The following is a 23865-nucleotide window of genomic DNA, read 5'->3' on the forward strand; positions in this document are numbered from 1 at the left end:
CCGCCGCCCACGGCCTGTGCACGGCGCGCGGGGGCCCGTCCCGTCAGGGAACGGGCCCCCGCGCGCCGTTGCGGGTCCGGTGCGGGCACGCGGTGGCTTCCCGGGTATCGGCCGCATGTCGTGCCGCGCGGGCCGAGGGCACCCGGTGACACTGGAGCACGCCGCACGGACGCGGCACGCGGACGCGTCACGCGGACGGGCGGCGGTGCGGTCGTCCCACCGGTGCGGCCGTGCAGTCGTGCAGTCGTGCAGTCGTCGAGAGGACCGTGTCATGCCCGAGGTCATCGCAGTCACCGGAGCCGGCGGGCGGGTCGGCGGCAGGGTGGCGCGCCGGCTCGCCGACGCGGGTGCGGCGACCCGGCTGATCGGCCGCGACCCGGACCGGCTGCCCCGGCTGCCCGGCGCGGTGGCGGCACCCGCCGCCGCCTACGCCGACGGCGAGGCCATGCGCCGGGCGCTGGACGGGGCGGACACCCTCTTCCTGGTCTCCGCCCACGAGGCCCCCGGCCGGGTGCGGGAGCACCACACGGCCGTGGACGCGGCCCTCGCGGCGGGCGTGGGCCGCATCGTGTACCTCTCGTTCGTGGGCGCGTCCCCGCAGGCGACCTTCACCTTCGCCCGCGACCACTTCCACACCGAGGAGTACATCCGGGCCGCCCGGGTGCGCCACACCTTCCTGCGGGACAACTTCTACCTGGCCGCGATCCCGGCGATGACCGGCGCCGACGGTGTGCTGCGCGGACCGGCGGGCCAGGGCCGGGTCGCGGCGGTGGCGCACGACGACATCGCCGACGCGGCCGCCGCCGTCCTGCTGGACGGGACGGGCGCGCACGACCGCGCGGTGTACGACCTGACGGGGCCGTCGGCGTTCTCCCTCGCCGAGGCCGCCGCCGAACTCACCCTCGCCACCGGGCGCACGATCCGCTATCTCTCCGAGTCCCATGACGAGGCGTTCGCCTCCCGCGCCGGATTCGGCGCCGAGGAGTGGGAGGTGACGGGCTGGGTGACGTCCTACGAGGCGATCGGCGCGGGCGAGATGGCGCTCGTCTCGGACGCGGTGCCCCGGCTCGCCGGGCACCGGGCCCAGTCGCTGCGCGAGTACCTGACGGCGCACCCGCGCAGTTACGCCCACCTGCTGGCCTGACGTCCCCCCGGCCCGGGAGCGGGCATCCCGAAGGCCGCTCCCGGGCGCGGCCCCTACGGGTGACCGGTGGGCACGGCCGCGACCGTCCGGCCCGCGCGCAGGACACGGGCCGCCAGCGGGACGCCCGGGCGGTAGGCGAGGTGGACATGGCTCGGGGCGTCCAGCACGACCAGGTCGGCGCGGGCGCCCGGGGTCAGGCGGCCGACGTCCGTGCGGCGCAGGGCGGCGGCCCCGCCGGCCGTCGCGGACCAGACGGCCTCGTCGGGCGTCATGCCCATGTCGCGCACGGCGAGGGCGACGCAGAACGGCATCGACGAGGTGTACGAGGAGCCGGGGTTGCAGTCCGTCGACAGGGCGACGGTGACGCCCGCGTCGAGCAGGCGCCGCGCGTCGGGCCACTGCGCGCGGGTGGAGAACTCCGCACCCGGGAGCAGCGTCGCCACCGTGGAGCCGCCGGCGAGGGCGTCGACGTCCGCGTCGGTGAGATGGGTGCAGTGGTCGGCCGACGCGGCGTCGAGCTCCACCGCGAGCTGCACACCGGGGCCGTACGTGAGCTGGTTGGCGTGCACGCGCGGTACGAGGCCCTTCGCCCTGCCCGCCGTGAGGATCGCGCGGGCCTGGTCGCCGTCGAAGGCGCCCTTCTCGCAGAACACGTCGACCCAGCGGGCGTACGGCGCGCAGGCGTCGAGCATCTCGCCGGTGACGAGGGCGACATAGGCCGCCGGATCGTCCGCGAGGTCGGGGGAGACGATGTGGGCGCCGAGGTAGGTCACCTCGTCGGTGTGGCGCGCGGCGATCCGCAGCGCCCTGGCCTCGTCCTCGACGGTGAGCCCGTAACCGGACTTGGTCTCGAACGTGGTGGTGCCCTGGCGGAGCGCCTCGCCGAGGTGGCGGACGAGATTGGCCTCCAGCTCGTCGTCGCTCGCGGCGCGGGTGGCCGCGACGGTGGTGCGGATGCCGCCCGCGGCGTACGGCTGACCGGACATCCGGGCGTTGAACTCGGCGGTGCGGTCGCCGCCGAAGACCAGGTGCGAGTGGGAGTCCACGAAGCCGGGGATCACCGCCCGCCCGCCGGCGTCGAGCCGGTTGTCGGTGGCGGGTGCTTTGCTTGATTCACCGACCCAGACGACACGGTCGCCTTCGATGACGACGGCCGCGTCCCGGATCAGGCCGAGGGGCGTTCCCTCACCGAGGGAGGGATCGTTGGTGACCAGACTTGCGATGTTGACGATGGCGGTGGCGTCCGTCGCCACGGCGCTGTTCGCGCTCGTGGGGCCGGAGGTCGCCACCGGCTTGTTCGTCGCGGCGGGGCCCGTGTTCATGGTGAGGGGTGCCTCCTTCAGCCGCGCAGGGCGGCGATCGAGTCCGCGAGGGCGCGGGCCACGTCCGGTACGGAGCGGTGGACCCCGTCCTTCACGACCTGATGTCCGCCCACGACCGTGTGCCGGACATCCGCTGCCGACGCTGCGAATACCGCCGTCTCGGCTGCCAGACGCGGCACCGGCCCCGCTGTCCTGACGGAGTCCAGGGCGATCGTCGTGAAGTCGGCGAGCGCGCCCCGTTCCAGCCTGCCCGCCTCCCCCCAGCCGAGCGCGGCGTGGCCGTCGGCCGTCGCGGCCCGCAGCAGGGCGGCGGCGGTCCAGTGGCCGCGGGTGCGGGAGCGCAGGCGCTCGTTCAGTTCCATGGCCCGCGCCTCCTCCAGCAGGTCGACGACGGCGTGGCTGTCGCTGCCGAGCGAGAGCGGGGAGCCCGCGCGCTGGAGGGCGACGGCCGGACCGATGCCGTCGGCGAGGTCGCGTTCGGTCGTCGGGCACATGCAGGTGCCGGTGGCCGAGGAGCCGAGGAGCGCGATGTCGTGCTCGGTGAGGTGGGTGTTGTGGACGCCCGTCGTCCGCGGGCCGAGCACCCCGTGCTCGGCGAGGAGTTCCGTGGGCGTGCGGCCGTGCGCGGCGAGGCAGGCGTCGTTCTCCGCCGTCTGCTCCGAGAGGTGGACGTGGAGCGGGGCGCCCCGCTCGGCGGCCCAGGCGGCCACGGTCGCCAGCTGGTCCGCCGGCACGGCGCGTACGGAGTGGATGGCCGCCCCGATGCGGGCGCCGTCCCCCTCCTTCAGCCGGGACACCCGCTCGGCCCAGGCGTCGGCCGTCCCGTCGGAGAAGCGCAGCTGGTGCCGGTCGGGGGCGGCGCCGAAGCCGGAGGAGAGGTAGGCCGTGTCGAGCAGAGTGATCCGGATGCCGGCGTCGGCGGCTGCCGCGACCAGGGCCTCGCCCATCGCGTTGGGGTCGGCGTAGGGCGTGCCGCCGGGCGCGTGGTGGACGTAGTGGAACTCGCCGACGGAGGTGATGCCGGCCAGCGCCATCTCCGCGTACACCGCGCGGGCCAGGGCGTGGTACGTGTCCGGGGTGAGGCGGGAGGCGACCTGGTACATCACCTCGCGCCAGGTCCAGAAGGTGCCGGAGCCGACCTGGACGGTGCCGCGCAGCGCCCGGTGGAAGGCGTGCGAGTGGGCGTTGGCGAGGCCGGGGACGGTCAGTCCGCGCAGGACGACGGCGCCGGGCGGCGGGGTGCCGGTCCCGGTGCGCACCTCGGTGATCCGGCCGTCCGTGCCGGAGCTGCCGGCCGACACGGTCAGGACCACGCCCGGCTCGACCGCCGGGTCGAGCCAGGCATGCTCCAGCCAGTACGTCACCTGCACGCGAGACCCTCCAGTACGTCGGCGAGCGCGAGGACCCCGGCGGCGCAGTCGTCCTCGGCCGCGGACTCGGCCGGGGAGTGCGAGACGCCCGTGGGGTTGCGTACGAACAGCATCGCGGTCGGGACTGATCCGGAGAGGATTCCGGCGTCGTGTCCCGCGCCCGTGCCGAGGACGGGGGTCTTCTCCCCGAGGATGCCCGCGAGCTCGTCGCGCAGCGTGTGCGCGAACTCCACGACCGGGGTGAACGACTCCCGCACGACGGTGAGGTCGATGCCCTGGCGGGCGGCGTGCTCGTGGGCGGCCGCCTCGATGCCGGCGACGACCGTGTCGAGTGCCTCGTGGTCGGCGGCGCGGGCGTCGAGCCAGCCGCGGACGAGGGAGGGGATGGCGTTGACCCCGTTGGGCTCGACGGCGATCTTGCCGAAGGTGGCGACCGCGCCCGCGAGTTCGGCCTCGCGCCGGGCGGCGAGGACGGTCTCGGCGTAGGTGAGCATCGGGTCGCGGCGGTCGACGAGACGGGTGGTGCCCGCGTGGTTGGCCTCGCCGGCGAAGTCGTACCGCCACCGCCCGTGCGGCCAGATGGCCGAGGCGATGCCGATGGCGTCCCCGGAGAGGTCCAGGGCCCTGCCCTGCTCCACATGGAGCTCGACGAAGGCGCCGATGCGGGCGAGCCGCCCGGGGTCGGGGCCGATGGCCGCGGGGTCGTGGCCCGCGGCCTCCATGGCCTCGGGCAGGCTGATCCCGTCGGCGTCGCGCAGCGCGTACGCCTGTTCCTTCGTCAGCTGCCCGGAGACGAGGCGGGAGCCGACGCAGGCGAGCCCGAAGCGGGCGCCCTCCTCGTCGGCGAAGTTGACGACGGCGAAGGGGCGCGTGAAACGGACGCCGCGGGAGCGCAGTTCGTCGAGCGCGGCGAAGGCGGACACCACGCCGAGGGGGCCGTCGAACGCGCCGCCGTCGGGGACGGAGTCCAGGTGCGAGCCGGTGACCACGGCGTCGCCGGCCTCCCGGTCGCCGAGCCAGGCCCACTGGTTGCCGTTCCGGTCGACCTCGTAGTCCAGCCGCCGGGCCTCCGCCTGCATCCGGAACCAGAGCCGGCAGTCGGCGTCGGCCCCGGTCCATGCGTAGCGGCGGTAGCCGCCGGAGGCGGCGCTGCGGCCGATGGGCCGCAGCGACCGCCACATGGCGTGAAAGGTCTCGCTCACGCGGAGCCGTCCTCCCGCATCGGGACGCGGACTCCCCTGGCGTCGGACACGGACTCGGCGATGTCGTAGCCGGCGTCGACGTGGCGGATGACGCCCATGCCCGGGTCGTTGGTGAGCACCCGGCGGATCTTCTCGCCCGCGAGCGGGGTGCCGTCGGCGACCGTGACCTGGCCGGCGTGGATGGAGCGGCCCATGCCGACCCCGCCGCCGTGGTGGAGGGAGACCCAGGAGGCGCCGGAGGCGACGTTGACCATGGCGTTGAGCAGCGGCCAGTCGGCGATGGCGTCGGAGCCGTCGAGCATGGCCTCTGTCTCGCGGTACGGGGAGGCGACGGAGCCGCAGTCGAGGTGGTCGCGGCCGATGGCCAGCGGGGCCTGGAGCTCACCGGAGGCGACCATGTCGTTGAAGCGCTCGCCGGCCCGGTCGCGCTCGCCGTAGCCGAGCCAGCAGATGCGGGCGGGCAGGCCCTGGAAGTGGACGCGCTCGCCGGCCATCCTGATCCAGCGGTGGAGCGACTCGTTCTCCGGGAAGAGGTCGAGGATCGCCTTGTCCGTCCTGTGGATGTCGGACGCCTCACCGGACAGCGCCGCCCAGCGGAACGGGCCCTTGCCCTCGCAGAACAGCGGGCGGATGTAGGCGGGGACGAAGCCGGGGAAAGCGAACGCCCGGTCGTAGCCGGCCAGCTGGGCCTCGCCGCGGATCGAGTTGCCGTAGTCGAAGACCTCGGCGCCGGCGTCCATGAAGCCGACCATCGCCTCGACGTGGCGCGCCATGGACTCGCGGGCGCGGGTGGTGAAGCCCGCCGGGTCCTTGGCCGCCGCGTCCGCCATGTCCTCGAAGGCCATGCCCGCGGGCAGGTAGGCCAGCGGGTCGTGGGCGGAGGTCTGGTCCGTGACGATGTCGATCGGCGCGCCCTCGGCGAGCAGCTGGGGCAGCAGGTCGGCGGCGTTGCCGAGCAGGCCGATGGAGAGCGGCCGGCGGGCGTCGCGCGCCTCGGTCGCCAGCCGGAGGGCGTGGGCCGGGCTGTCGGCCCTCACGTCCAGGTACCGGTGCTCGATCCGGCGCTCGATGGCGCGGGGGTCGCAGTCGATGCAGATCGCGACGCCGTCGTTCATGGTGACGGCGAGCGGCTGGGCGCCGCCCATGCCGCCGAGACCGGCGGTCAGCGTGATGGTGCCGGCGAGCGTGCCGCCGAACTTCTTGGCGGCGACGGCGGCGAAGGTCTCGTAGGTGCCCTGGAGGATGCCCTGGGTGCCGATGTAGATCCAGGAGCCGGCCGTCATCTGGCCGTACATGGTGAGGCCGAGGGCCTCCAGGCGGCGGAACTCCTCCCAGTTGGCCCAGTCGCCGACGAGGTTGGAATTGGCGATCAGGACGCGGGGGGCCCACTCGTGGGTCTGCATGACGCCGACCGGGCGGCCGGACTGGACGAGCATCGTCTCGTCCTGCTTGAGGGTCCTCAGCGTGCGCACCATGGCGTCGAACGAGCGCCAGTCGCGGGCCGCCTTGCCGGTGCCGCCGTAGACGACGAGCTTGTCGGGGTGCTCGGCGACCTCGGGGTCGAGGTTGTTCTGGAGCATGCGGAGGGCGGCTTCCTGCTGCCATCCCAGGGCGCTCAGTTCCGTACCGCGCGGTGCCCGTACGGGGCGGGGTCCTGACATGGCGATGCCTCCTCGCGTCACCCGGCGTCCGCGGTCGCGGACCCTGATTGTTCACAGCTCTATTCACATCCTGGCTGCATGAATAGTTCTAGTCAACCACCGGGGACCGTCCCGTGCCCGCGGCGTGAGGCGGCAGCCGCACCCCGGTGGTTCCATGGAAGACATGGCTACCAGCACAGTCGTGGTCGACCGGCTGATCGAGGCGCCTCCCGGACGGGTGTGGGAGACGATGACCGACCTGCACTCCTGGGAGTCCGTGCTCAGCGGCGTCGACAAGGTCGAGGTGCTCACCCCGGGCGCCTTCGGCCTCGGCACCCGCTGGCGCGAGACCCGGCGGATGTTCGGCAAGGAGGCCACCGAGGAGATGCGGGTGACGGCCTGCGAACCGCCCGAGCGCTACATGGTGGAGGCCGAGTCGCACGGCACCCGCTACATCTCGCAGTTCCGGCTGCTCACCGCCGGCCCCGAGACGACCACCGTCCGGATGACCTTCACGGCCGTCCCCCCGGGCGGCCTCAGGGGCGTACTGGCCAAGGCGCTCGGGCCACTCGGCGCGCGGGCGGTACGGAAGGCGATCGCCCGCGATCTGGCCGACGTGGCCCGCGCCGTGGAGCACCGCACGCACTGACCCCCGCCGACGCAACGGCCCTCGGGCCGCGCACCCGTGCGCAAGTGCGGGGAATCACCTCAGCCGCACCGGGCAGAAAAATCTCCACCGGCGAGCGGAAGAGGACCTCGATGAGCGGATCCGGCCCACGGCCCACCACGGAGACGACAGGGACGGCGGAGGCGGAGGGGTCCCCCTCCCTGAAGCGGGCCATCGGCCCGAAACTGCTCGTCCTCTTCGTCATCGGCGACATCCTCGGCACCGGCATCTACGCCACCACCGGCAAGGTCGCCGGCAAGGTCGGCGGCGCCCTGTGGCTGCCGTTCCTCATCGGATTCGTGGTCGCCCTGCTGACCGCCGCGTCGTACGTCGAACTCGTCGGGAAGTACCCGAAGGCCGCCGGCGCCGCCCTCTACACCCAGAAGGCGTTCAAGGTGCCGTTCCTGACCTTCATCGTCGCCTTCATGGTCATCTGCTCCGGCCTGTCGTCCGCCAGCGCGGCGGCCCGGGCCTTCAGCGGCGACTACTTCCAGGAGTTCACCGACGCGATACCGGCCACCCTGATAGCCGTCGTGTTCATCATCGCCCTCGCCTGCCTCGCGCTGCGCGGCGTGTCGGAGTCGGTGAAGACCAACGTGGTGCTGACGGCCGTCGAGCTGACCGGCCTGGCGGTGATCCTCGGCATCGGCGCCTGGGCCGTCCTCAGCGGCGACGGGGAGCCGGCCCGGCTGACCGACTTCGAGGCGTCGGGCACCGGGTACGCCCTGATCACCGGCGTCCTCGGCGCCACCGCGCTCGGCTTCTTCGCCTTCGTCGGCTTCGAGGACTCGGTCAACATGGCCGAGGAGACACAGGACCCCGTCCGCACCTTCCCCCGCGCCATCTTCATCGGCGTCGCCGTGACCGGCACCATCTACGTCCTCGTCGCGCTGGTGTCCTCCCTGCTCGTCGACCACCGCACCCTGGAGGGCTCCAGCGGACCCCTGCTGGAGGTCGTCAAGGCGGGCGGGGTCGACTTCCCGCCCAAACTCTTCGCGCTGATCGCCCTCTTCGCGGTCACCAACTCCGCCCTCATCAACATCATGATGGCCTCGCGGCTCTGCTACGGACTGGCCAACGAACGCGTTCTGCCGAAGGCCATGGGCAAGGTGCTCCCCCGCCGCCGCACCCCGGTCACCGGGATCGTCTTCGTCACCGTGCTCGCCATCGGCCTGGTGTCGACGGGCGAGATCGAGGGTCTCGGCGACACCACCTCCTTCCTGCTTCTCTGCGTCTTCGCCGTGGTCAACGTGACGGTCCTGGTGCTGCGCAGGGACCGGGTCGACCACGCGCATTTCCGGACGCCGACCGTCCTGCCCGTGCTCGGCGCCCTCACCGCACTGGTTCTGGCCAGTCCGCTCGCCGACCGGGCTGCGGACGTCTACATCCGCGCCGGGGTGCTGATCGGCATCGGTGTGCTGCTGTGGGGCGTGAACAAGCTGTTCCTGAGGCTGCGGCCGGAGCAGTGAGCGGCCGTCCGGGCCGCCGCGTCCACCGCGTCGGCGGTTTTCGGCCGCGGACCTTATCCGCACCGGGGCATGTCCCACGTGAATTTGCCAGAACTGCCCACGGCAAGGGCCACGTTGCGTAGCCTCTCCGTCACCGGCACGCATCCGTGCGGGCCGTACCGAGGCGGGGAGGGGAGTTCCGCGTGCCCGGAATCGACGAATGCCTGCTGCAGGCCATGGTGGTGCCGGGGGCGCGCGGAGCGGCGATCGTGGACTGGACCAGCGGGCTCGCGCTCGGCGCCATCGGTGAGACCCCCGGCGGCGACGTGGAGGCCACGGCGGCGGAGACGGCCGAACTCGCCAGGATGGCCGCCGAGTACCCGTCGTTCGCCCCCGACGACACCGACCCCGCGGGGCCCTCCGCAGAGGAGCGCGGCATCAAGGGCTTACCGGTGGAGGACCTCATCGTCACCACCCGCAACGGCTACCACGTGATCCGTTTCGTCGAGACCACGTTCGACAGCAGCGTGTTCCTCCACCTCTGGCTCGACCGGGACACCGGCAACCTCGCCCTCGCCAGACTGCGGATGGCCGACATCGCCGAGCGGCTGGTGCTCGGATGACCTCCGCGGCGACGGCCGTCTCCCCGATGCTCGCCCGGCTCGCCGAGGAACGCGCCACCGGCGTCCTCGTACGCGACCACGGCGCGCTCTACCTGGCGGACGGTCAGGTCGTGCACGCCGAGAGCCCGGCGGCGCCCGGCATCGACGTCCTGCTGACCGCGAGCGGGCGGCTGCCCCGCACCGGCTGGGAGGAGGCCGTCGCGCAGGCCGGGGCCCGGCGCGAGGTGGCGCGGTTCCTGGTCGACAGCGGCCAGCTGGCCGACGGCGAGCTGGAGATCTGTCATCTCGCCGCCCTCCACGACGCCGCCTTCTTCGCCCTCGCCCCCACCAGCGGACCCACCCGCTTCCGCTACGGCGTCGCGCACTGGATCGGCAGCATCCGTCCGGTGCCCGCGGCGGACGTGGCCCGCGAGGCGCGCAGACGCCGCGGTCTGCTGGAGACCGTCTGGCCCTACCCCGAGGTCGACACCGCCCCCCTCGTCCCCGGCTCCGCACGCGCCGCGGCCTCCCGGCGGCAGCGGGACCTGCTCGCGATGGCCGACGGCGTGCGCACGCCGTCGGCCATCGCCAGGGCGCTCGGCCGCCCCGCCTTCAACACCCTGGTCGAGGTGCGGCGGATGGCCGCCGCGGGACTCGTCGAGACACCGTCCGAGCCGGTGACGGACACCGGCGGCCCGCTGCCCGGCTGGGTCTCCCAGTTCCCCGCCGATCCGGACATCGCCCTGCTCCGCCGGCTCCGCGACGCACTGGAGGCAAGCCTGTGAATCACCGCCGCCCGACCCACCGGGCCCGGCGTGTCCCGTCATGAGGCGCGCGCTGCGGCTGCGCGCCGAGAGGAGACAGCTCATGACGGCCGAAGCCGATGTGCTCGGCGAGATCAGACGGCTGCGCGCCCGGGTGCCGCAGCTGACCGGCGCGCTCGCGGCGAGCGCCGACGGCCTGGTACTGGCGTCGGACACCGCCGAGGCGGAAGGGGTCGCCGCCCTCACCGCCGCCGCGCTCGGAGTCGCACTGCGCCTGACCGAGGCGACCGGTCAGGGCGGCTTCAAGGAACTGCTCGTCCGCGGCGAGACCGGATACGTCGCCACCTACGCGGCCGGCTCGTCGGCCGTGCTCACGGTACTGGCCGAGCCGAGGATCAACGTCGGCCGGCTCCATCTCGAAGCCCGCCGCGCCGGTGCCCGCATCGGGGAGCTCGTCGACGGCGCGCTCGAACGGACACAGGACGCCTGACATGGCTGCCACCCCCGCCAGACAACCCGCACGCAACGCAACCACAGCCGGCAGAAACCGGACCAGACGGAAGGAAGGTGCGCCCGCCATGGCCAACACCGAAACAGCGCTCAAGGAAGCGATGACCATCGATGGAGCGATCGGCGCCGCCCTCGTCGACTACACCAGCGGCATGGCCCTGGGCACCATCGGCGGCGGCAAGGAACTCGACCTCAACGTCGCGGCCGCCGGCAACACGGACGTGGTCCGCGCCAAGGTGCGCACCATGGAGCACCTGGGGCTGAAGGAGGAGATCGAGGACATCCTGATCACCCTCGACACCCAGTACCACATGATCCGGCTGCTCAAGAGCCGCGGATCCAACGGGCTGTTCCTGTACCTGGCGCTCGACAAGCAGCGCGCCAACCTCGCGATGGCCCGCCACCAGCTGCGGAAGATCGAGGCCGAGCTGGAGGTCTGAGCGACCGTCCGGCCGACTCAGCGCCGGCGCCGCGCCCCGCCGGGCGCGGCGTCGCCCGCCGCGATCCCCGTCGTGCGGAAGCCCTTGACGTGCCTGCCCACCGGTCCGCCCGGCAGCCAGTCCGTGCGCACCCACAGCAGGACGTCCGCGTCCCGCTCGACCCGGCCGATCCACAGGGCCTTCGCCCACAGTCCGGCCCCGGCCCCGGCGAGCAGCGCCCCTCCCGCGGCGGGCACCGCGAACGAGGAGCCGACGGCCGCGGCGAACGCGGCCACAAGCCACCGGCGCCCGGCGCGCCGCCTCAGCCGCAGCGTCACCCTGCGGTCCTGGAGCACGTCGTGCCGGCCCGCGCGGGTGCCGCAGCCGGCGAAGTGGGTGTAGCGCCGGCGGCGTACGAGCGCGACGGCGACGGCGGTCACCAGGAAGAGGGCCGCCCCCGCCCAGACGCCGATCCGGCGCCCCGTCAGCCCCGGCAGCCACACTCCGACTCCCGCCGCGAGGACCCCGGCCCACCACAGCGGCGCCGCGCCCGCCCGCACGGCCACCGCCACGCGCGCCAGCGACTGCGTGCCGCGCCTGCCCTCACCCGTCACCGCGCCGCGTCCCGCCCGGGACCGCACCTGGCCGCGCCCCACTCGCCCACTCCCTCCGTCGCCGCCCCGCGCCCCGCCGGACGGACCCGCTTCCGTCGGCGAGGGACGGTAGTGCTTCTTTCTGAACGCACCATGAGAACGCGCCACGAGAACGCGCCCTGGGGACGGCTGCTGCGCGGTGCGCCCGGCGGTCCGGACCCGCCGGCAGCCGGGGCGGAACGACGCGCGGCGAGGCGGGGCGAGCGGCCGCCGACGTCCCGGGGCCCCGGCCGGCAGAAGGTCAGTCCGTGAAGAGACCGCGGGCCGCGGCCTGGGCGTCGAAGTCCTCCAGCCTCGCCTGCGCGTCCGGCAGGCCGTCGCACATGGCCTCCAGCAGCACCCGGCCCAGCAGCATCGGGGCGCAGGCGGTGTCGAAGGCGAGGCCGGTGCCGACGGCGGCCGGGATCAGCAGGTCGCTGTGGGCGGCGACGGGCGCGAAGGCCGAATCGGCGACCGTGACGACGGTCAGCCCGGCGGCGCGGGCGTACTCCAGCGCCGCCACCACCTCCCGGGGGTGCCGCGGCAGCGCGAAGCAGATCAGCGCCGTGGCGCCCGCCCGGCGCGCGGCGTCGACCCGGTCCGCGAGCATCGAGCCGCCTTCGTCGAGGAGACGCACGTCGGGGTGGACCTTGGCGGCGAAGTAGGCGAACCCGCGTGCCTGCGAGGAGGCGGCGCGCAGTCCGAGCACCGGCAGCGGGCGGGACGCGGCGAGCAGCCGCCCCGCGCGTTCGACGGGCGCGGGGTCGGCGAGCATCGCGGAGAGCTGCCGCAGGTTCTCGATCTCGGCCTGCACCGCCTGCTGGTACTCGTTGAGTTCGTCCGCGTGCGCCGTGGCGGTCTCCGGCGGCGCGACCTCGCGCAGATGCCTGCGCAGCGCCGGGTAGCCGTCGAAGCCGAGCGCGACCGCGAAGCGCGTGACGGAGGGCTGGCTGACCCCCGCGAGGTCCGCGAGCTCGACGCTGGACAGGAACGGCACGTCCGCCGCCCTCCGGACCATGCTGTGGGCGATGCGCCGCTGGGTGGGGGTGAGCCGGTGCCCTTCGAACAGCAGTTGCAGCCGCGCGGCAGGGCTGTCGCTCATTGCCATCCCCTCGTCCGGCCCCGTATTCAGTCACCAAGAACTCTGCATGACGATATACAGGCGCGGCAAGCGGTACGTGCGGGTAGGTCCGTACCGGAGCACCCGCGGGGGCTCCCCACCCCAAGAGGGGTGCTAGCCCCACTGACCGGCGCCCCCCGCTCTTCTACCGTTCCTCCTATGGAAGCCCGCGACCAAGAGCTCAAGAAGGAGCTCGACGCCACCCTTCACGCCCGCCGCGACCTGGGCGAGGAGTACGACTCCGCGCTCGTGGAGTCGTTCCTGGAGAAGATCGAGCAGCGAGTGGACGGCACGGTGGACCGCAGGGTCCGCCGGCAGCTGGCCGAACAGCAGATGGTCGTGGCCCGCGGCGGCGCCCATCCGGGCCGCTCACCGGAGTCCCGCTTCGGCGAACGCTTCGGTTTCGCCGTCGTCACCCTGGTCCTGGCGATCCCGCTGTCGGCGATCGGTGTGGCCAACGCGGACCTCGCCGGCCTGGTCGTCACCTGGCTGGGCATCGTGGGTGTGAACGTGGCGAACGCGGCCCACATGTGGCCGTGGCAGCGCGCCGCCGACCGGCGCCGCGCGTCCGACTGGGAGGACTGACCGTCCCGTCCCCGCGCCGGGAGATCGGCGCGGGGACCGCCGCACCCCCGGCGGACCGGGGGGCGGGACGACGGCGGTCCCCGCGAAGGACACGGACCGGGTCAGGGCCGGTCGACGCGTCCTGGGCGTCCTGGAGGTCCGGGAGCCGCTCCGTAGTCCTGGACGCCGTTCTCGCCGGCCGGGTCACCTGCCCGGTCCCCCTGCCGACACCGTCCACTGTGCAGGACGCGTGTTAAGCGGGTGCTGCGCGGACGTGACGTGCTCGTACCGTTTGCGCGAAGGTGTCAGGCCGGCCGGCGCCCTGACCTCACTTCACGTCGCCCGCGAGGAAGGCGAGCAGGTCCTGACGGCTCACCACACCCGTGGGCTTGCCCTCGACCAGTACGATCGCCGCGTCGGCCGCGTCACCGAGAACGGCCATCAGGTCCGCGACGGGCTCGCCGGAACCGACCTGGGGCAGCGGGGCGGACATGTGCTTCTCCAGCGGGTCGTGCAGCGACGCCCGCTGGGTGAACAGCGCGTCCAGCAGCTCGCGTTCCACGACCGAGCCGATGACCTCGGCGGCCATCACGTCGGGGTGGCCCGCGCCCGGCTTGACGATCGGCATCTGCGAGACGCCGTACTCGCGGAGCACCTCGATGGCCTGACCGACCGTCTCCTCCGGGTGCATGTGCACCAGGCTGGGCAGCGCGCCGCCCTCCTTGTGGCGCAGCACCTCGGCGACGCTGGCGCCGCCGCTCTCCAGGAAGCCGTAGTCGGCCATCCACTCGTCGTTGAAGATCTTGGAGAGGTAGCCGCGGCCGCTGTCCGGCAGCAGCACCACCACGACGTCGTCGGGGCCGAGCCGCTCGGCGACCCTCAGCGCGGCGACCACGGCCATGCCGCAGGAACCGCCGACGAGCAGGCCCTCCTCCTTGGCGAGCCGACGGGTCATCTGGAAGGAGTCCTTGTCGGACACCGCGACGATCTCGTCGGTGACGGTCCGGTCGTAGGCGCTCGGCCAGAAGTCCTCGCCGACGCCCTCGACGAGGTAGGGGCGGCCGGATCCGCCGGAGTAGACGGAGCCCTCCGGGTCGGCGCCGACGATCCTCACCGTGCCGTCGCTGACCTCCTTGAGGTAGCGGCCGGTGCCGGAGATGGTTCCGCCGGTGCCGACACCCGCGACGAAGTGGGTGATCCGGCCGTCGGTCTGCGCCCACAGCTCGGGACCGGTGGTCTCGTAGTGCGAGCGCGGGTTGTTCGGGTTGGAGTACTGGTCGGGCTTCCAGGCGCCCGGCGTCTCACGGACCAGCCGGTCGGAGACGTTGTAGTACGAGTCCGGGTGCTCCGGGTCCACGGCCGTCGGGCAGACGACGACCTCGGCGCCGTATGCGCGCAGCACGTTGATCTTGTCGGTGGACACCTTGTCCGGGCAGACGAAGATGCACTTGTAGCCCTTCTGCTGGGCCACGATCGCCAGTCCCACACCGGTGTTTCCGCTGGTGGGCTCGACGATGGTGCCACCGGGCCGCAGCTCGCCGCTCTGCTCGGCGGCCTCGATCATCCGCAGGGCGATCCGGTCCTTCACCGAACCGCCCGGGTTGAAGTACTCGACCTTGGCGAGGACGGTCGCCGAGATGCCTTCGGTCACGTTGTTCAGCCGCACCAGCGGGGTGTCGCCGACGAGACTGATCATCGAGTCGTGGATACGCACAATGTTCTCCGGGGTCTCCGTAATGGTGCGGCCAGCGTATGCCGGATACGCGCGTGATTGGGCGACGGCGGCTACGGGGCAGTTACGTCTTGTACGCGCACGACGGCGGTCCGGGACGACCGCGAGGAGGTGGCTGTGTCGAGGGCGAGGGTGGCCAGGCGCATCGCGGCAGGTGCGGCATACGGCGGGGGCAGCGTCGGGCTCATCGGCGCGGCGGCCGTCGGGGTCCTGCTGGCCGAGGTCCAGCTGGCGAAACGCACGGTGGGGGGCGGCACGGCGCCGATCCCGCCACGGGGAAACGGCCTGTACGGGCTCTCCTTCGGCAGGGCCGACCCGCTCCACCTGGCCGTTCTGGGCGACTCCACGGCGGCGGGCCAGGGGGTGCGCCGGGCCGGGCAGACCCCCGGCGCCCTGCTCGCGTCCGGGCTGGCGGCCGTCGCCGAGCGCCCGGTCGAGGTCCGGAACATCGCCCTGCCGGGAGCCCGGTCGGACGACCTGGAACGTCAGGTCACCCAGCTCCTCGCGGACCGCACCCGGACCCCCGACGTCTGCGTGATCATGATCGGGGCGAACGACGTCACCCACCGGATGCCGCCCACCGAGTCGGTGCGGTACCTGGCCTCCGCCGTGCGCAGGCTGCGCACCGCCGGGGCCGAGATCGTCGTCGGCACCTGCCCCGACCTCGGCACCATCGAACCCGTGTACCAGCCGCTGCGCTGGCTGGCCCGCCGGGTCAGCCGCCAGCTGGCGGCGGCCCAGACCATCGTGGTGGTGGAGCAGGGCGGACGGACGGTCTCGCTGGGCGACCTGCTCGGGCCGGAGTTCGCGGCCAATCCGCGGGAGATGTTCGGCGCGGACAACTACCACCCGTCGGCCGAGGGCTACGCGACGGCCGCGATGGCGATGCTGCCCACGCTGTGCGCGGCGCTCGGCCTGTGGCCGGAGAGCGACGCGCTGGACGTCGACCGCGACGAGGACATGCTCCCGGTGGCGAGGGCGGCGGCGACCGCCGCGTCGGAGGCGGGCACCGAGGTCACGGGCGCCCGCGCCCCCTGGGCGCTGCTCAAGCACCGGCGGCGGCGCCGGCTGCCGGCCGCGGACGCCACGTCCCACGAGCCCGCCGACCACGCGGCCCCGGCCGAGGACCGCGCCGGCCCGTCCTGACCCGCCCGTCGCCCGCCCGGCGGCTCCGGGCGGGCGACGGCGCGCAGGCGGCGCGGGCGCCAGGGCGCCCGGACGCGTGTCGCCCCGGGACGACGGCGAAGAGCCCGGCGCGGGAGGGGGCCGGCGTGGCACACTCGGTACTGAGCAAGCGCCCGCTTAGAAAAGAGGCCCGCATCACACGGCCCGTACCGTGACCGCGGGCATACGTACCGGTAACTTCCCAGACAGCCCGTCACCCCCTTCCCTCATGGAGCCGTGATGCCCGAAGCCGTGATCGTCTCTGCCGCCCGTTCGCCCATCGGCCGGGCCTTCAAGGGCTCCCTGAAGGAGCTGCGGCCCGACGACCTGACCGCCACGATCATCCAGGCGGCCCTCGCCAAGGTGCCCGAGCTGGACCCGCGCGACATCGACGACCTGATGCTCGGCTGCGGCCTGCCCGGCGGCGAGCAGGGCAACAACCTGGGCCGGATCGTCGCCGTCCAGATGGGGATGGACCACCTCCCGGGCTGCACCGTCACCCGTTACTGCTCCTCCTCGCTCCAGACCTCCCGCATGGCGCTGCACGCCATCAAGGCCGGCGAGGGCGACGTCTTCATCTCGGCGGGCGTCGAGATGGTGTCCCGCTTCGTGAAGGGCAACTCCGACAGCCTTCCGGACACGCACAACCCGTTCTTCGCCGAGGCCGAGGCCCGCACGGTCGCCGTGGCCGAGTCCGAGGGCTCGACCTGGCACGACCCGCGCGAGGACGGCCTGGTCCCCGACGCGTACATCGCGATGGGCCAGACCGCCGAGAACCTCGCCCGCTGGAAGGGCGTGACCCGCGCGGACATGGACGAGTTCGGCGTCCGCTCGCAGAACCTCGCCGAGGAGGCCATCAAGAACGGCTTCTGGGAGCGCGAGATCACTCCCGTGACCACCCCCGACGGCACCGTGGTCAGCAAGGACGACGGCCCGCGCGCGGGCGTCACGCTGGAGGGCGTCCAGGGCCTCAAGCCCGTCTTCCGCCCCGACGGCCTGGTCACCGCGGCCAACTGCTGCCCGCTCAACGACGGCGCGGCGGCGCTCGTCATCATGAGCGACACCAAGGCCCGCGAGCTCGGCCTGACCCCGCTCGCCCGCATCGTCTCCACCGGCGTCTCCGGCCTCTCCCCCGAGATCATGGGCCTCGGCCCGGTCGAGGCGTCGAAGCAGGCCCTGAGCCGCGCGGGGCTCACCAGCGCGGACATCGACCTGGTCGAGATCAACGAGGCGTTCGCGGCGCAGGTCATCCCGTCCTACCGGGACCTCGGCTTCGACATCGACAAGGTCAACGTCAACGGCGGCGCCATCGCGGTCGGCCACCCCTTCGGCATGACCGGCGCCCGCATCACCGGCACGCTGATCAACAGCCTCCAGTTCCACGACAAGCAGTTCGGCCTGGAGACGATGTGCGTGGGCGGCGGCCAGGGCATGGCCATGGTCATCGAGCGGCTGAGCTGAGCCGGAGCGGAGGGTAGGGGTCGCCCGAGGAACGAGGGCGGCACCTGCCCGCAGCGGTGGCGAAGCGAAACGCGACCCACCCACACACAGCGGCTGAGCCCAGCCGGAGCGGAGGGTAGGGGTCGCCCGAGGAACAAGGGCGGCACCTGCCCGCAGCGGTGGCGAAGCGAAACGCGACCCACCCACACACAGCGGCTGAGCCGAGCCGGAGCGGAGGGTAGGGGTCGCCCGAGGAACAAGGGCGGCACCTGCCCGCAGCGGTGGCGAAGCGAAACGCGACCCACCCACACACAGCGGCTGAGCCGAGCCGAGCCGCTCCCGACCGCCGCGCGGCCCGGCCCCGTGGGGCCGGGCCGCGCGGCGGTCTACGCGCAGTGGATCCCGGTTCGTGACTCAATCTCCCCCAGGATGTGACCTATCTCCTGGGGGAGAACCGTTTCAGCAGGTCATCGCCGCTTCGCGGTCAAACACGAGGCACAAAGTCCTGTCCAATTCGTGACGTAATGCACTGACAGGAGGCACGGGGGCACCGCAAGCTGATGTAGGAAGTCGGGGGTATCGAGTGAAATCGGGAGTACGTCAGTGAGCGCCATGTCTCTTGCCCTGCTGCTGACCACGGCCGCCGCCACGGCCGTGGGCGCCGCTGCCCTGCACGCCGCCCACGGGCTCCGCAGGCAGGTGGCCGCGCTGCGCACCGAACTCGCCGCGTCGTCGTACGGCACCGGCCCCACCGCGTCGGTCCCCCAGGCCCGCAGCAGCGACACCGCCGAGATACGCGCGGCGGTCGCCGAGGCCCTCGCCGAGGAGCGGGAGCGCGAGCTGGCCGAGGCGCGGGCCTTCTGGGCCGCCCAGGAGGCCAGGGACGCGGCCGACGCCTCCGCCCGCTTCCCGGGCGACTCCTCGCTGCTGGGCGGGCTCACCGGCGGCGGCGACGACATCACGCCGTTCTACGTGCCGCGCCAGGCCGACTTCGCGGGTCTGGAGGCCATGGACCTGGAGGCGGTCGAGGCCCTCGACGCCATGGCCGACACGGCCGACGTCGCCGGCCTGGCCGACCTGCCGGAGACGACGGAGTACGCCGAGGACTCCCCCGAGCTGGCCGCCGCCCGCCGGCGGCACCCCTCGCACCCGGACTTCGTCCCGGTCCAGACGCCCGTGGTGACGGATCACGAGCGGACCGTGGCGCGGCTGGAGGAGCTCGCCGACGCGGGCACCGAACTGGCCGACGTGCGGCCCGGCCCCCTGGGCACGCTGGACGTGTACGTCTTCACCGACGGCACGACCCTGTGCATGACCCCCGGGCACAGGGAGACCGCCGAGCGCCTCGCCGACGCGCTGCGCTCCGGTACGGCCCCGGTCCTGCTGGGCGGGTCCGGCGTCTCCGGCGCCTACGCCCTGACCTTCACCTGCGGCGACGAGAGCGTCTACATCCTCGCCGACCGTGTGATCGCCTCCCACTGAGCTCCGGGCCCGCGCGCCGGCACCGTGTGTGACCGGCACCGCCCGGGCCCCGGACGCCCCGGAGCGCCCCCTCAGAGCCCGGACCGCGCCGCCGCAGCCCGCACCAGGGCGACGGCGGCGTCCATGTCGCTCCGGTCCGCCGCCCCCTCGGGGCCCGTGCGACAGGCTTCGGCCAAATCACGGCCGGCCACCAGAAGTTGGTCGGCGACGGCGAAAACGCCGACGTCCGGCATGATCCTCGGCCGCTCCCCCGGCGACTCCAGGCGCTGCGCCCGCACGGACAATTCCCTGGCGAGCGCCAGTCCCTCGGCCGCAGCGCCCCGCTGGAGCCGGCTCTGCGGGGCCGCCCTCAGCCGGTCCGAGAAGCGCTCCACCGCGTCCGTCAGTTCCGTCGTATCCAGCACGCCGCGACCCTACGCGCCCCTCCGGGGCTGTTGCCAATACGCCGGGGCTCAGGCACGGTGGCGTGAAGAGCACACGCGCAATGCGTCCGGAGGCGCCGATGTCCCAAGTCTTCTCCGAAGAGACCCATCGAAATCTGCTCTCCCGAATCCCCGAATGCACCGGCCGTGAGATCTCCGACTGGCTGCGCATGGTCGACGAAGGCCCGTCCCTGTTCCGCTTCGAGGAGAAGGTCAGCTGGCTCCGCGGGGAGCACGACCTCGCGTACGGCCACGCGAAAGCGATCATCCACGAGTACGACCTCAGGCGCGCCGCCCGGAAGCTGACGTAGCGGCTTCACCCGCACGCGCGACGAAAGGGCCCGCCCGGCTTCCGCCGGACGGGCCCTTCGTGCGTCAAGGACGCGGAGCGGTGCGTCAGTCGTCGCCCTGCAGGATCGACAGCAGACGCAGCATCTCCAGGTAGATCCACACCAGGGTCAGGGTGAGGCCGAAGGCCGCCAGCCAGGACTCCTCGCGCGGAGCGCCGTACGCGATGCCGTCCTCGACCTGCTTGAAGTCCAGGGCGAGGAAGCAGGCGCCGAGAACGATGCCGATGACACCGAACAGGATGCCGAGGCCGCCGCTGCGGAAGCCGAGGCCGTCACCGCCGCCGAAGACGGCGAACAGCAGGTTCACCATCATCAGCAGCACGAAGCCCATCGCGGCCGCCATCACGAAGCCGTAGAAACGGCGCGTGACGCGGATCCAGCGCATCTTGTAGGCGATCAGCACGCCGGCGAAGACCGCCATCGTGCCGAGCACCGCCTGGGCGACCACGCCGTCGGCGATGTACGTGGAGACCGCGCTGGAGATGACACCGAGGAAGACGCCCTCGAAGGCCGCGTACGACAGGATCAGCGCGGGCGAGGCCTTGCGCTTGAAGGACTGGACGAGGGCGAGCACCATCGCGACCAGGGCCGCACCGATGGCGATGCCGTACGACTTGCCGATGTTGGCCTCGTCGACCGGCAGCAGCACCCAGGACAGGATCGCCGTGAGGACGACCGTGCCCAGCGTCATGGCGGTACGGGTGACGACGTCGTCGATCGTCATGGCACCCGAGCGGGCGGGAGCCTGCGGCGGAGCGCCGTGCTGCGTGTCCGCCGGGGCGTAGGGGTTGCTCGCGTACGGGTTGGCCGGGGCCTGCGCGTACGGGTTCGTACCTGCGGCGGGGCCCCCGGCCTGCGGCTGCTGCGCGTGGAAACCGGCGTAGCCGTTGTCGCGGCTGAACCCCCGTCGCGAGAAGACCGGGTTGCTGCTCCTCATCTCACTCCTCCATGGCCACCCTGCGCGGCCTTGAGGTCAAGAGTAATGCGCAAGCAAAAGAAGCACCCTAGTGCCCAGGGAGGATCTTTCGGGAATCGTCGCGTTTCCGGCCCGCCCGCAGGCTGTGACGGGTGTGACAGATGTTTCACAGCGCTGTCGCGGGACGGTACCGCCACCGGCCATGTCCGGATTCCGGTGGTTGGCTGGCCCCGCCGCGGCCCGCCGGTGGGGCGGACCGGGCACGGGGGTGGGGAGAGACACCGTGAGGACACAGGAAGCGGACCCGGCCGGCGCGGGGGACGTCCGGGGCGCGGCGGTGGCACGCAGGCGGCTGCTGGGGGCCGCCGGCGCGGGACTCGTCCTGGCCGCGGCCGCGCTGACGGGCTGCAGCCCGGAGGCCGACGCGGACGCGGGGGGCGGCAGCGGCTCCGGGGAGCCGTCCGGCGACTCCTTCACCACCCCTGCGCCGGGCACCGCGCCCCGGCCCCTGTGGCAGGCCCCGGCCGCGGCCGGCGCGCTCGGCAGCCTGGACACCCTCGCGGTCGCCGGCGACGTGGTGCTCGTATCCGGCGAACCGCTGGTCGGCCGCGACCTCGCCACCGGGAAGGAGCTCTGGTCCCGCCCCCGGACGGCGGTCCCCGGTGCGCGGATGATCCTCGGCGGCGGCCGGCTGTACCTGGCGAGCACCGCGTACGACGGGGACGTCGTGGCCCTGGACCCGGCGACCGGCGAGGAGGTCTGGCGCAGCCGGCTCGGCGGACGGTACGCCCAGCCGCGGCCGGTCGGGGCCGACGGGGAGCGGGTCTACGTCGTCGCGGGCATCCTGGAGAAGGACTTCAGCTCGTCCCGGAACGTGATCGCGGCGATCGACACCCGGACCGGGAAGGCGGTCTGGAGCGAGCGGCGGGACGCGGGCACCGAGGAGTACGGGATCCACTCCGCCGTCAGCGGCAGGCGGCTCGTCTACACCGACTCCCGGGAGAACGTGACCGTCCGCGACACCATGAGCGGCCGGCAGCTGTGGACGAAGAAGATCGGCCGGTCCAGCCTCGACCGCCTCGTCGTCCACGACGGACTGGTGATCGTCCCGGACGGCCGGACGCTGCGCGCGTTCGCGCTGGAGAGCGGGGCGGAGCGATGGTCGCTGGCGACCGACGAGTTCAGTTCGTTCAACGGTCCGGCCGTGCTCGACGGCGTCCTCTACGTCTCGGACAGCACCCGCTCGCTCTGGGCCGTGGACCCGGCGTCGGGGCGGCGGCTGTGGCGCAACGAGGCCCTGCTCGACAGCGCCTACCCGGTGCAGTTCGCGAAGGTGGGGAACACGCTCTACGGGGCGACCCGCTTCGACGAGGACGGCGGGGTGCACGCCTACGACGCCCGCGACGGGAAGCTGCGCTGGACCTGGAACGACGGCTCGGGCTCGGTGGAGCAGTGGTACGTCGTCTCGTCCGGCAGGCGCCTGGCCGCTCTGCACGCCCGGAAGCTGAGCGTCCTCCCGGCCGTCTGACCCGTCCCTCGCGGGGCCGCCGTGCAGGGGGCGTGGGGGCGGCGGTCCCGGGCACGGTGGAGGGGGCGGAGGCCGAGTGACGCTGTGCCCGGAGCCGGACTCGAACCGGCACGCCCCGAGGGGCAGCGAGGTTTAAGCTCGCCGTGTCTGCATTCCACCATCCGGGCGTGCACGCGGTCAGCGTCTGGTGCGGAGCCTATCGGTGGAGATCGATCCGCCCCTCGGGCCGATGGCCCGATGTTGTCTGATTTTATTGGCGCTTGATGCGGCGTCAGGGCTGGTGGGGGCGCATGGGCATGCGGCGCGCGCCCTCGCCCGCCGCCCCTGGGGGCAGCCGGGATTGACGGAAAAATGCCGCCACTTCGGCCGCCCGGCGGCCAGGTGGCGAGCTGTGGGACCTCTCGGGGGTCCTGTCATACCCAAGGATGACGCAGCGCCTCCCCGGTCCGACCCGAGAGGGCCCCCAAGACGGGCATCGGGAGTGACGATCCGGCGCCGTACGGCCGAGACGATGGGAACGTCCCTCAGCAACGCCGACAGGAGCCCCCACGTGACCACCACGCCCATCGCCCACCGAGCCACCTCCGTGGCCGCCCGCGCCACGGACCTGTCCAAGGTGTACGGCCAGGGCGAGACCCAGGTGGTCGCGCTCGACAACGTCAGCGTCGACTTCCGGCAGGCCGAGTTCACCGCGATCATGGGTCCGTCCGGGTCCGGCAAGTCGACGCTCATGCACTGTGTCGCCGGCCTCGACACCTTCAGCTCCGGCTCCGTGCGCATCGGCGACACCGAGCTCGGCTCGCTCAAGGACAAGCAGCTGACGCAGCTGCGTCGCGACAAGATCGGTTTCATCTTCCAGGCGTTCAACCTGCTCCCGACGCTCACCGCGATGGAGAACATCACGCTCCCCATGGACATCGCGGGCCGCAAGCCCGACAAGGAGTGGGTGCAGCGGGTCATCGACATGATCGGGCTGCGCGACCGGCTCGGCCACCGGCCGACCCAGCTCTCCGGCGGACAGCAGCAGCGCGTCGCCGTCGCCCGCGCGCTCGCGTCCCGCCCGGAGATCATCTTCGGTGACGAGCCGACGGGGAACCTGGACTCCCGCTCCGGCGCCGAAGTCCTCGGCTTCCTGCGGAACTCGGTGCGCGAACTCGGCCAGACCGTCGTGATGGTGACCCACGACCCGGTGGCCGCCTCCTACGCGGACCGGGTGGTCTTCCTCGCGGACGGACGGATCGTCGACGAGATGCCGCACCCGACCGCCGAGGGCGTGCTCGACCGCATGAAGGCCTTCGACGCCAAGGGCCGCACCAGCTGACGCCCGGGGCCTTCGCCCCAGCGGCTCCCCGTCCCCCCTCCGATCGAGGTCCCACGGCCCCGCCGTGGGTCCCGTCCGGCATGCGCCGGCACCACCTTCCAGGACT

Annotated in this window: 23 protein-coding genes and 1 tRNA gene; 14 read left to right on the plus strand and 10 right to left on the minus strand. The window is 73.1% G+C overall.

Annotation, left to right across the window (positions count from 1 at the left end):
* Window positions 1–271: 271 nt before the first annotated feature.
* Window positions 272–1144: an NAD(P)H-binding protein gene (locus EAO77_RS04260; RefSeq protein WP_147986775.1), complete on the plus strand. Its 873-nt coding sequence runs from the start codon at window positions 272–274 to the stop codon at window positions 1142–1144.
* A 53-nt stretch (window positions 1145–1197) separates the two neighbouring features.
* Here the strand turns inward: EAO77_RS04260 and hutI are convergent, their stop codons facing one another.
* The 4 genes from hutI to hutU are packed head-to-tail and all read right to left on the minus strand — an operon-like array spanning window position 1198 to window position 6699.
* The gene (gene hutI / locus EAO77_RS04265) at window positions 1198–2466 is read right to left on the minus strand and encodes an imidazolonepropionase (RefSeq protein ID WP_147986776.1); all 1269 of its coding nucleotides are present in this window, start codon (window positions 2464–2466) and stop codon (window positions 1198–1200) included.
* A 17-nt stretch (window positions 2467–2483) separates the two neighbouring features.
* Entirely contained in the window at window positions 2484–3836 is a 1353-nt protein-coding gene (locus EAO77_RS04270; protein ID WP_147986777.1) for a formimidoylglutamate deiminase, read from the minus strand.
* The gene (locus EAO77_RS04275; RefSeq protein WP_261993793.1) at window positions 3827–5038 is read right to left on the minus strand and encodes an allantoate amidohydrolase; all 1212 of its coding nucleotides are present in this window, start codon (window positions 5036–5038) and stop codon (window positions 3827–3829) included. Before EAO77_RS04275 ends, EAO77_RS04270 begins: the two co-directional genes overlap by 10 nt.
* A complete protein-coding gene (gene hutU / locus EAO77_RS04280; protein WP_147986778.1) occupies window positions 5035–6699 on the minus strand; it encodes a urocanate hydratase in 1665 nt (554 codons plus the stop codon). Before hutU ends, EAO77_RS04275 begins: the two co-directional genes overlap by 4 nt.
* A gap of 163 nt (window positions 6700–6862) precedes the next feature.
* Between hutU and EAO77_RS04285 the strand changes: the two genes are divergently transcribed.
* From EAO77_RS04285 to EAO77_RS04310, 6 genes are all read left to right on the plus strand, one after another.
* Window positions 6863–7327, plus strand: coding sequence for an SRPBCC family protein (locus tag EAO77_RS04285; RefSeq protein ID WP_147986779.1), 465 nt, complete (start codon window positions 6863–6865; stop codon window positions 7325–7327).
* A gap of 110 nt (window positions 7328–7437) precedes the next feature.
* Entirely contained in the window at window positions 7438–8814 is a 1377-nt protein-coding gene (locus EAO77_RS04290) for an APC family permease (protein WP_147986780.1), read from the plus strand.
* A gap of 182 nt (window positions 8815–8996) precedes the next feature.
* Window positions 8997–9416 carry a hypothetical protein gene (locus EAO77_RS04295; RefSeq protein ID WP_147986781.1) on the plus strand — a complete coding sequence of 140 codons (420 nt, stop codon included), beginning with the start codon at window positions 8997–8999 and terminating at the stop codon, window positions 9414–9416.
* Entirely contained in the window at window positions 9413–10180 is a 768-nt protein-coding gene (locus tag EAO77_RS04300) for a transcriptional regulator (RefSeq protein ID WP_147986782.1), read from the plus strand. The genes EAO77_RS04295 and EAO77_RS04300 overlap by 4 nt, the downstream gene beginning before the upstream one ends.
* 82 nt (window positions 10181–10262) lie before the next feature.
* Window positions 10263–10649 (plus strand): roadblock/LC7 domain-containing protein, encoded by a 387-nt coding sequence (locus EAO77_RS04305; protein ID WP_410088234.1) that lies wholly within the window; start codon window positions 10263–10265, stop codon window positions 10647–10649.
* Window positions 10650–10737: 88 nt separating this feature from the next.
* Window positions 10738–11109: a hypothetical protein gene (locus EAO77_RS04310; RefSeq protein WP_147986784.1), complete on the plus strand. Its 372-nt coding sequence runs from the start codon at window positions 10738–10740 to the stop codon at window positions 11107–11109.
* 17 nt (window positions 11110–11126) lie between these two features.
* Here the strand turns inward: EAO77_RS04310 and EAO77_RS04315 are convergent, their stop codons facing one another.
* Window positions 11127–11660, minus strand: coding sequence for a hypothetical protein (locus EAO77_RS04315; protein ID WP_147988935.1), 534 nt, complete (start codon window positions 11658–11660; stop codon window positions 11127–11129).
* A 322-nt stretch (window positions 11661–11982) separates the two neighbouring features.
* On the minus strand, window positions 11983–12822 hold the full coding sequence (locus tag EAO77_RS04320; RefSeq protein ID WP_147986785.1) for a MurR/RpiR family transcriptional regulator: 840 nt from the start codon (window positions 12820–12822) through the stop codon (window positions 11983–11985).
* A 177-nt stretch (window positions 12823–12999) separates the two neighbouring features.
* Between EAO77_RS04320 and EAO77_RS04325 the strand changes: the two genes are divergently transcribed.
* Window positions 13000–13425: a hypothetical protein gene (locus tag EAO77_RS04325; RefSeq protein ID WP_147986786.1), complete on the plus strand. Its 426-nt coding sequence runs from the start codon at window positions 13000–13002 to the stop codon at window positions 13423–13425.
* Between the two features lie 307 nt (window positions 13426–13732).
* Here EAO77_RS04325 and EAO77_RS04330 read toward each other — a convergent pair whose 3' ends face one another.
* The gene (locus tag EAO77_RS04330) at window positions 13733–15118 is read right to left on the minus strand and encodes a cystathionine beta-synthase (protein WP_147986787.1); all 1386 of its coding nucleotides are present in this window, start codon (window positions 15116–15118) and stop codon (window positions 13733–13735) included.
* Window positions 15119–15268: 150 nt separating this feature from the next.
* Here EAO77_RS04330 and EAO77_RS04335 point away from each other — a divergent pair, with 150 nt between their 5' ends.
* The 3 genes from EAO77_RS04335 (at window position 15269) to EAO77_RS04345 (ending at window position 19222) form a co-directional block, all read left to right on the plus strand.
* Window positions 15269–16282 (plus strand): SGNH/GDSL hydrolase family protein, encoded by a 1014-nt coding sequence (locus tag EAO77_RS04335; protein WP_147988936.1) that lies wholly within the window; start codon window positions 15269–15271, stop codon window positions 16280–16282.
* A gap of 258 nt (window positions 16283–16540) precedes the next feature.
* Window positions 16541–17761 (plus strand): acetyl-CoA C-acetyltransferase, encoded by a 1221-nt coding sequence (locus EAO77_RS04340; RefSeq protein WP_147986788.1) that lies wholly within the window; start codon window positions 16541–16543, stop codon window positions 17759–17761.
* Window positions 17762–18343: 582 nt separating this feature from the next.
* Window positions 18344–19222, plus strand: a complete 879-nt coding sequence (locus EAO77_RS04345) for a hypothetical protein (RefSeq protein WP_147986789.1) — start codon at window positions 18344–18346, stop codon at window positions 19220–19222.
* 71 nt (window positions 19223–19293) lie between these two features.
* Here the strand turns inward: EAO77_RS04345 and EAO77_RS04350 are convergent, their stop codons facing one another.
* Window positions 19294–19626, minus strand: a complete 333-nt coding sequence (locus EAO77_RS04350; RefSeq protein WP_187283112.1) for a hypothetical protein — start codon at window positions 19624–19626, stop codon at window positions 19294–19296.
* Between the two features lie 98 nt (window positions 19627–19724).
* On the opposite strand from EAO77_RS04350, the gene EAO77_RS04355 reads away from it, so the two are divergent.
* A complete protein-coding gene (locus tag EAO77_RS04355) occupies window positions 19725–19955 on the plus strand; it encodes a DUF4287 domain-containing protein (RefSeq protein WP_147986790.1) in 231 nt (76 codons plus the stop codon).
* An 85-nt stretch (window positions 19956–20040) separates the two neighbouring features.
* Here EAO77_RS04355 and EAO77_RS04360 read toward each other — a convergent pair whose 3' ends face one another.
* Window positions 20041–20931, minus strand: coding sequence for a Bax inhibitor-1/YccA family protein (locus EAO77_RS04360; RefSeq protein WP_147986791.1), 891 nt, complete (start codon window positions 20929–20931; stop codon window positions 20041–20043).
* Between the two features lie 262 nt (window positions 20932–21193).
* Between EAO77_RS04360 and EAO77_RS04365 the strand changes: the two genes are divergently transcribed.
* Entirely contained in the window at window positions 21194–22438 is a 1245-nt protein-coding gene (locus EAO77_RS04365) for a PQQ-binding-like beta-propeller repeat protein (RefSeq protein WP_261993794.1), read from the plus strand.
* Between the two features lie 85 nt (window positions 22439–22523).
* Here EAO77_RS04365 and EAO77_RS04370 read toward each other — a convergent pair.
* Window positions 22524–22605, minus strand: a tRNA-Leu gene (locus EAO77_RS04370).
* Window positions 22606–22988: 383 nt separating this feature from the next.
* On the opposite strand from EAO77_RS04370, the gene EAO77_RS04375 reads away from it, so the two are divergent.
* On the plus strand, window positions 22989–23759 hold the full coding sequence (locus tag EAO77_RS04375; protein WP_147986793.1) for an ABC transporter ATP-binding protein: 771 nt from the start codon (window positions 22989–22991) through the stop codon (window positions 23757–23759).
* Window positions 23760–23865 lie beyond the last annotated feature (106 nt).

Source organism: Streptomyces sp. T39 (genome assembly GCF_008042045.1).
Lineage (GTDB): Bacteria > Actinomycetota > Actinomycetes > Streptomycetales > Streptomycetaceae > Streptomyces.

Excerpts from the sequence above, each read along its gene's own strand:
- EAO77_RS04260 (WP_147986775.1), top strand. The coding sequence starts at position 272 with ATGCCCGAGGTCATCGCAGTCACCGGAGCCGGCGGGCGGGTCGGCGGC.
- hutI (WP_147986776.1), bottom strand. The coding sequence starts at position 2,466 with ATGAACACGGGCCCCGCCGCGACGAACAAGCCGGTGGCGACCTCCGGC.
- hutU (WP_147986778.1), bottom strand. The coding sequence starts at position 6,699 with ATGTCAGGACCCCGCCCCGTACGGGCACCGCGCGGTACGGAACTGAGC.
- EAO77_RS04285 (WP_147986779.1), top strand. The coding sequence starts at position 6,863 with ATGGCTACCAGCACAGTCGTGGTCGACCGGCTGATCGAGGCGCCTCCC.
- EAO77_RS04290 (WP_147986780.1), top strand. The coding sequence starts at position 7,438 with ATGAGCGGATCCGGCCCACGGCCCACCACGGAGACGACAGGGACGGCG.
- EAO77_RS04300 (WP_147986782.1), top strand. The coding sequence starts at position 9,413 with ATGACCTCCGCGGCGACGGCCGTCTCCCCGATGCTCGCCCGGCTCGCC.
- EAO77_RS04305 (WP_410088234.1), top strand. The coding sequence starts at position 10,263 with ATGACGGCCGAAGCCGATGTGCTCGGCGAGATCAGACGGCTGCGCGCC.
- EAO77_RS04310 (WP_147986784.1), top strand. The coding sequence starts at position 10,738 with ATGGCCAACACCGAAACAGCGCTCAAGGAAGCGATGACCATCGATGGA.
- EAO77_RS04320 (WP_147986785.1), bottom strand. The coding sequence starts at position 12,822 with ATGAGCGACAGCCCTGCCGCGCGGCTGCAACTGCTGTTCGAAGGGCAC.
- EAO77_RS04325 (WP_147986786.1), top strand. The coding sequence starts at position 13,000 with ATGGAAGCCCGCGACCAAGAGCTCAAGAAGGAGCTCGACGCCACCCTT.
- EAO77_RS04340 (WP_147986788.1), top strand. The coding sequence starts at position 16,541 with ATGCCCGAAGCCGTGATCGTCTCTGCCGCCCGTTCGCCCATCGGCCGG.
- EAO77_RS04355 (WP_147986790.1), top strand. The coding sequence starts at position 19,725 with ATGTCCCAAGTCTTCTCCGAAGAGACCCATCGAAATCTGCTCTCCCGA.
- EAO77_RS04360 (WP_147986791.1), bottom strand. The coding sequence starts at position 20,931 with ATGAGGAGCAGCAACCCGGTCTTCTCGCGACGGGGGTTCAGCCGCGAC.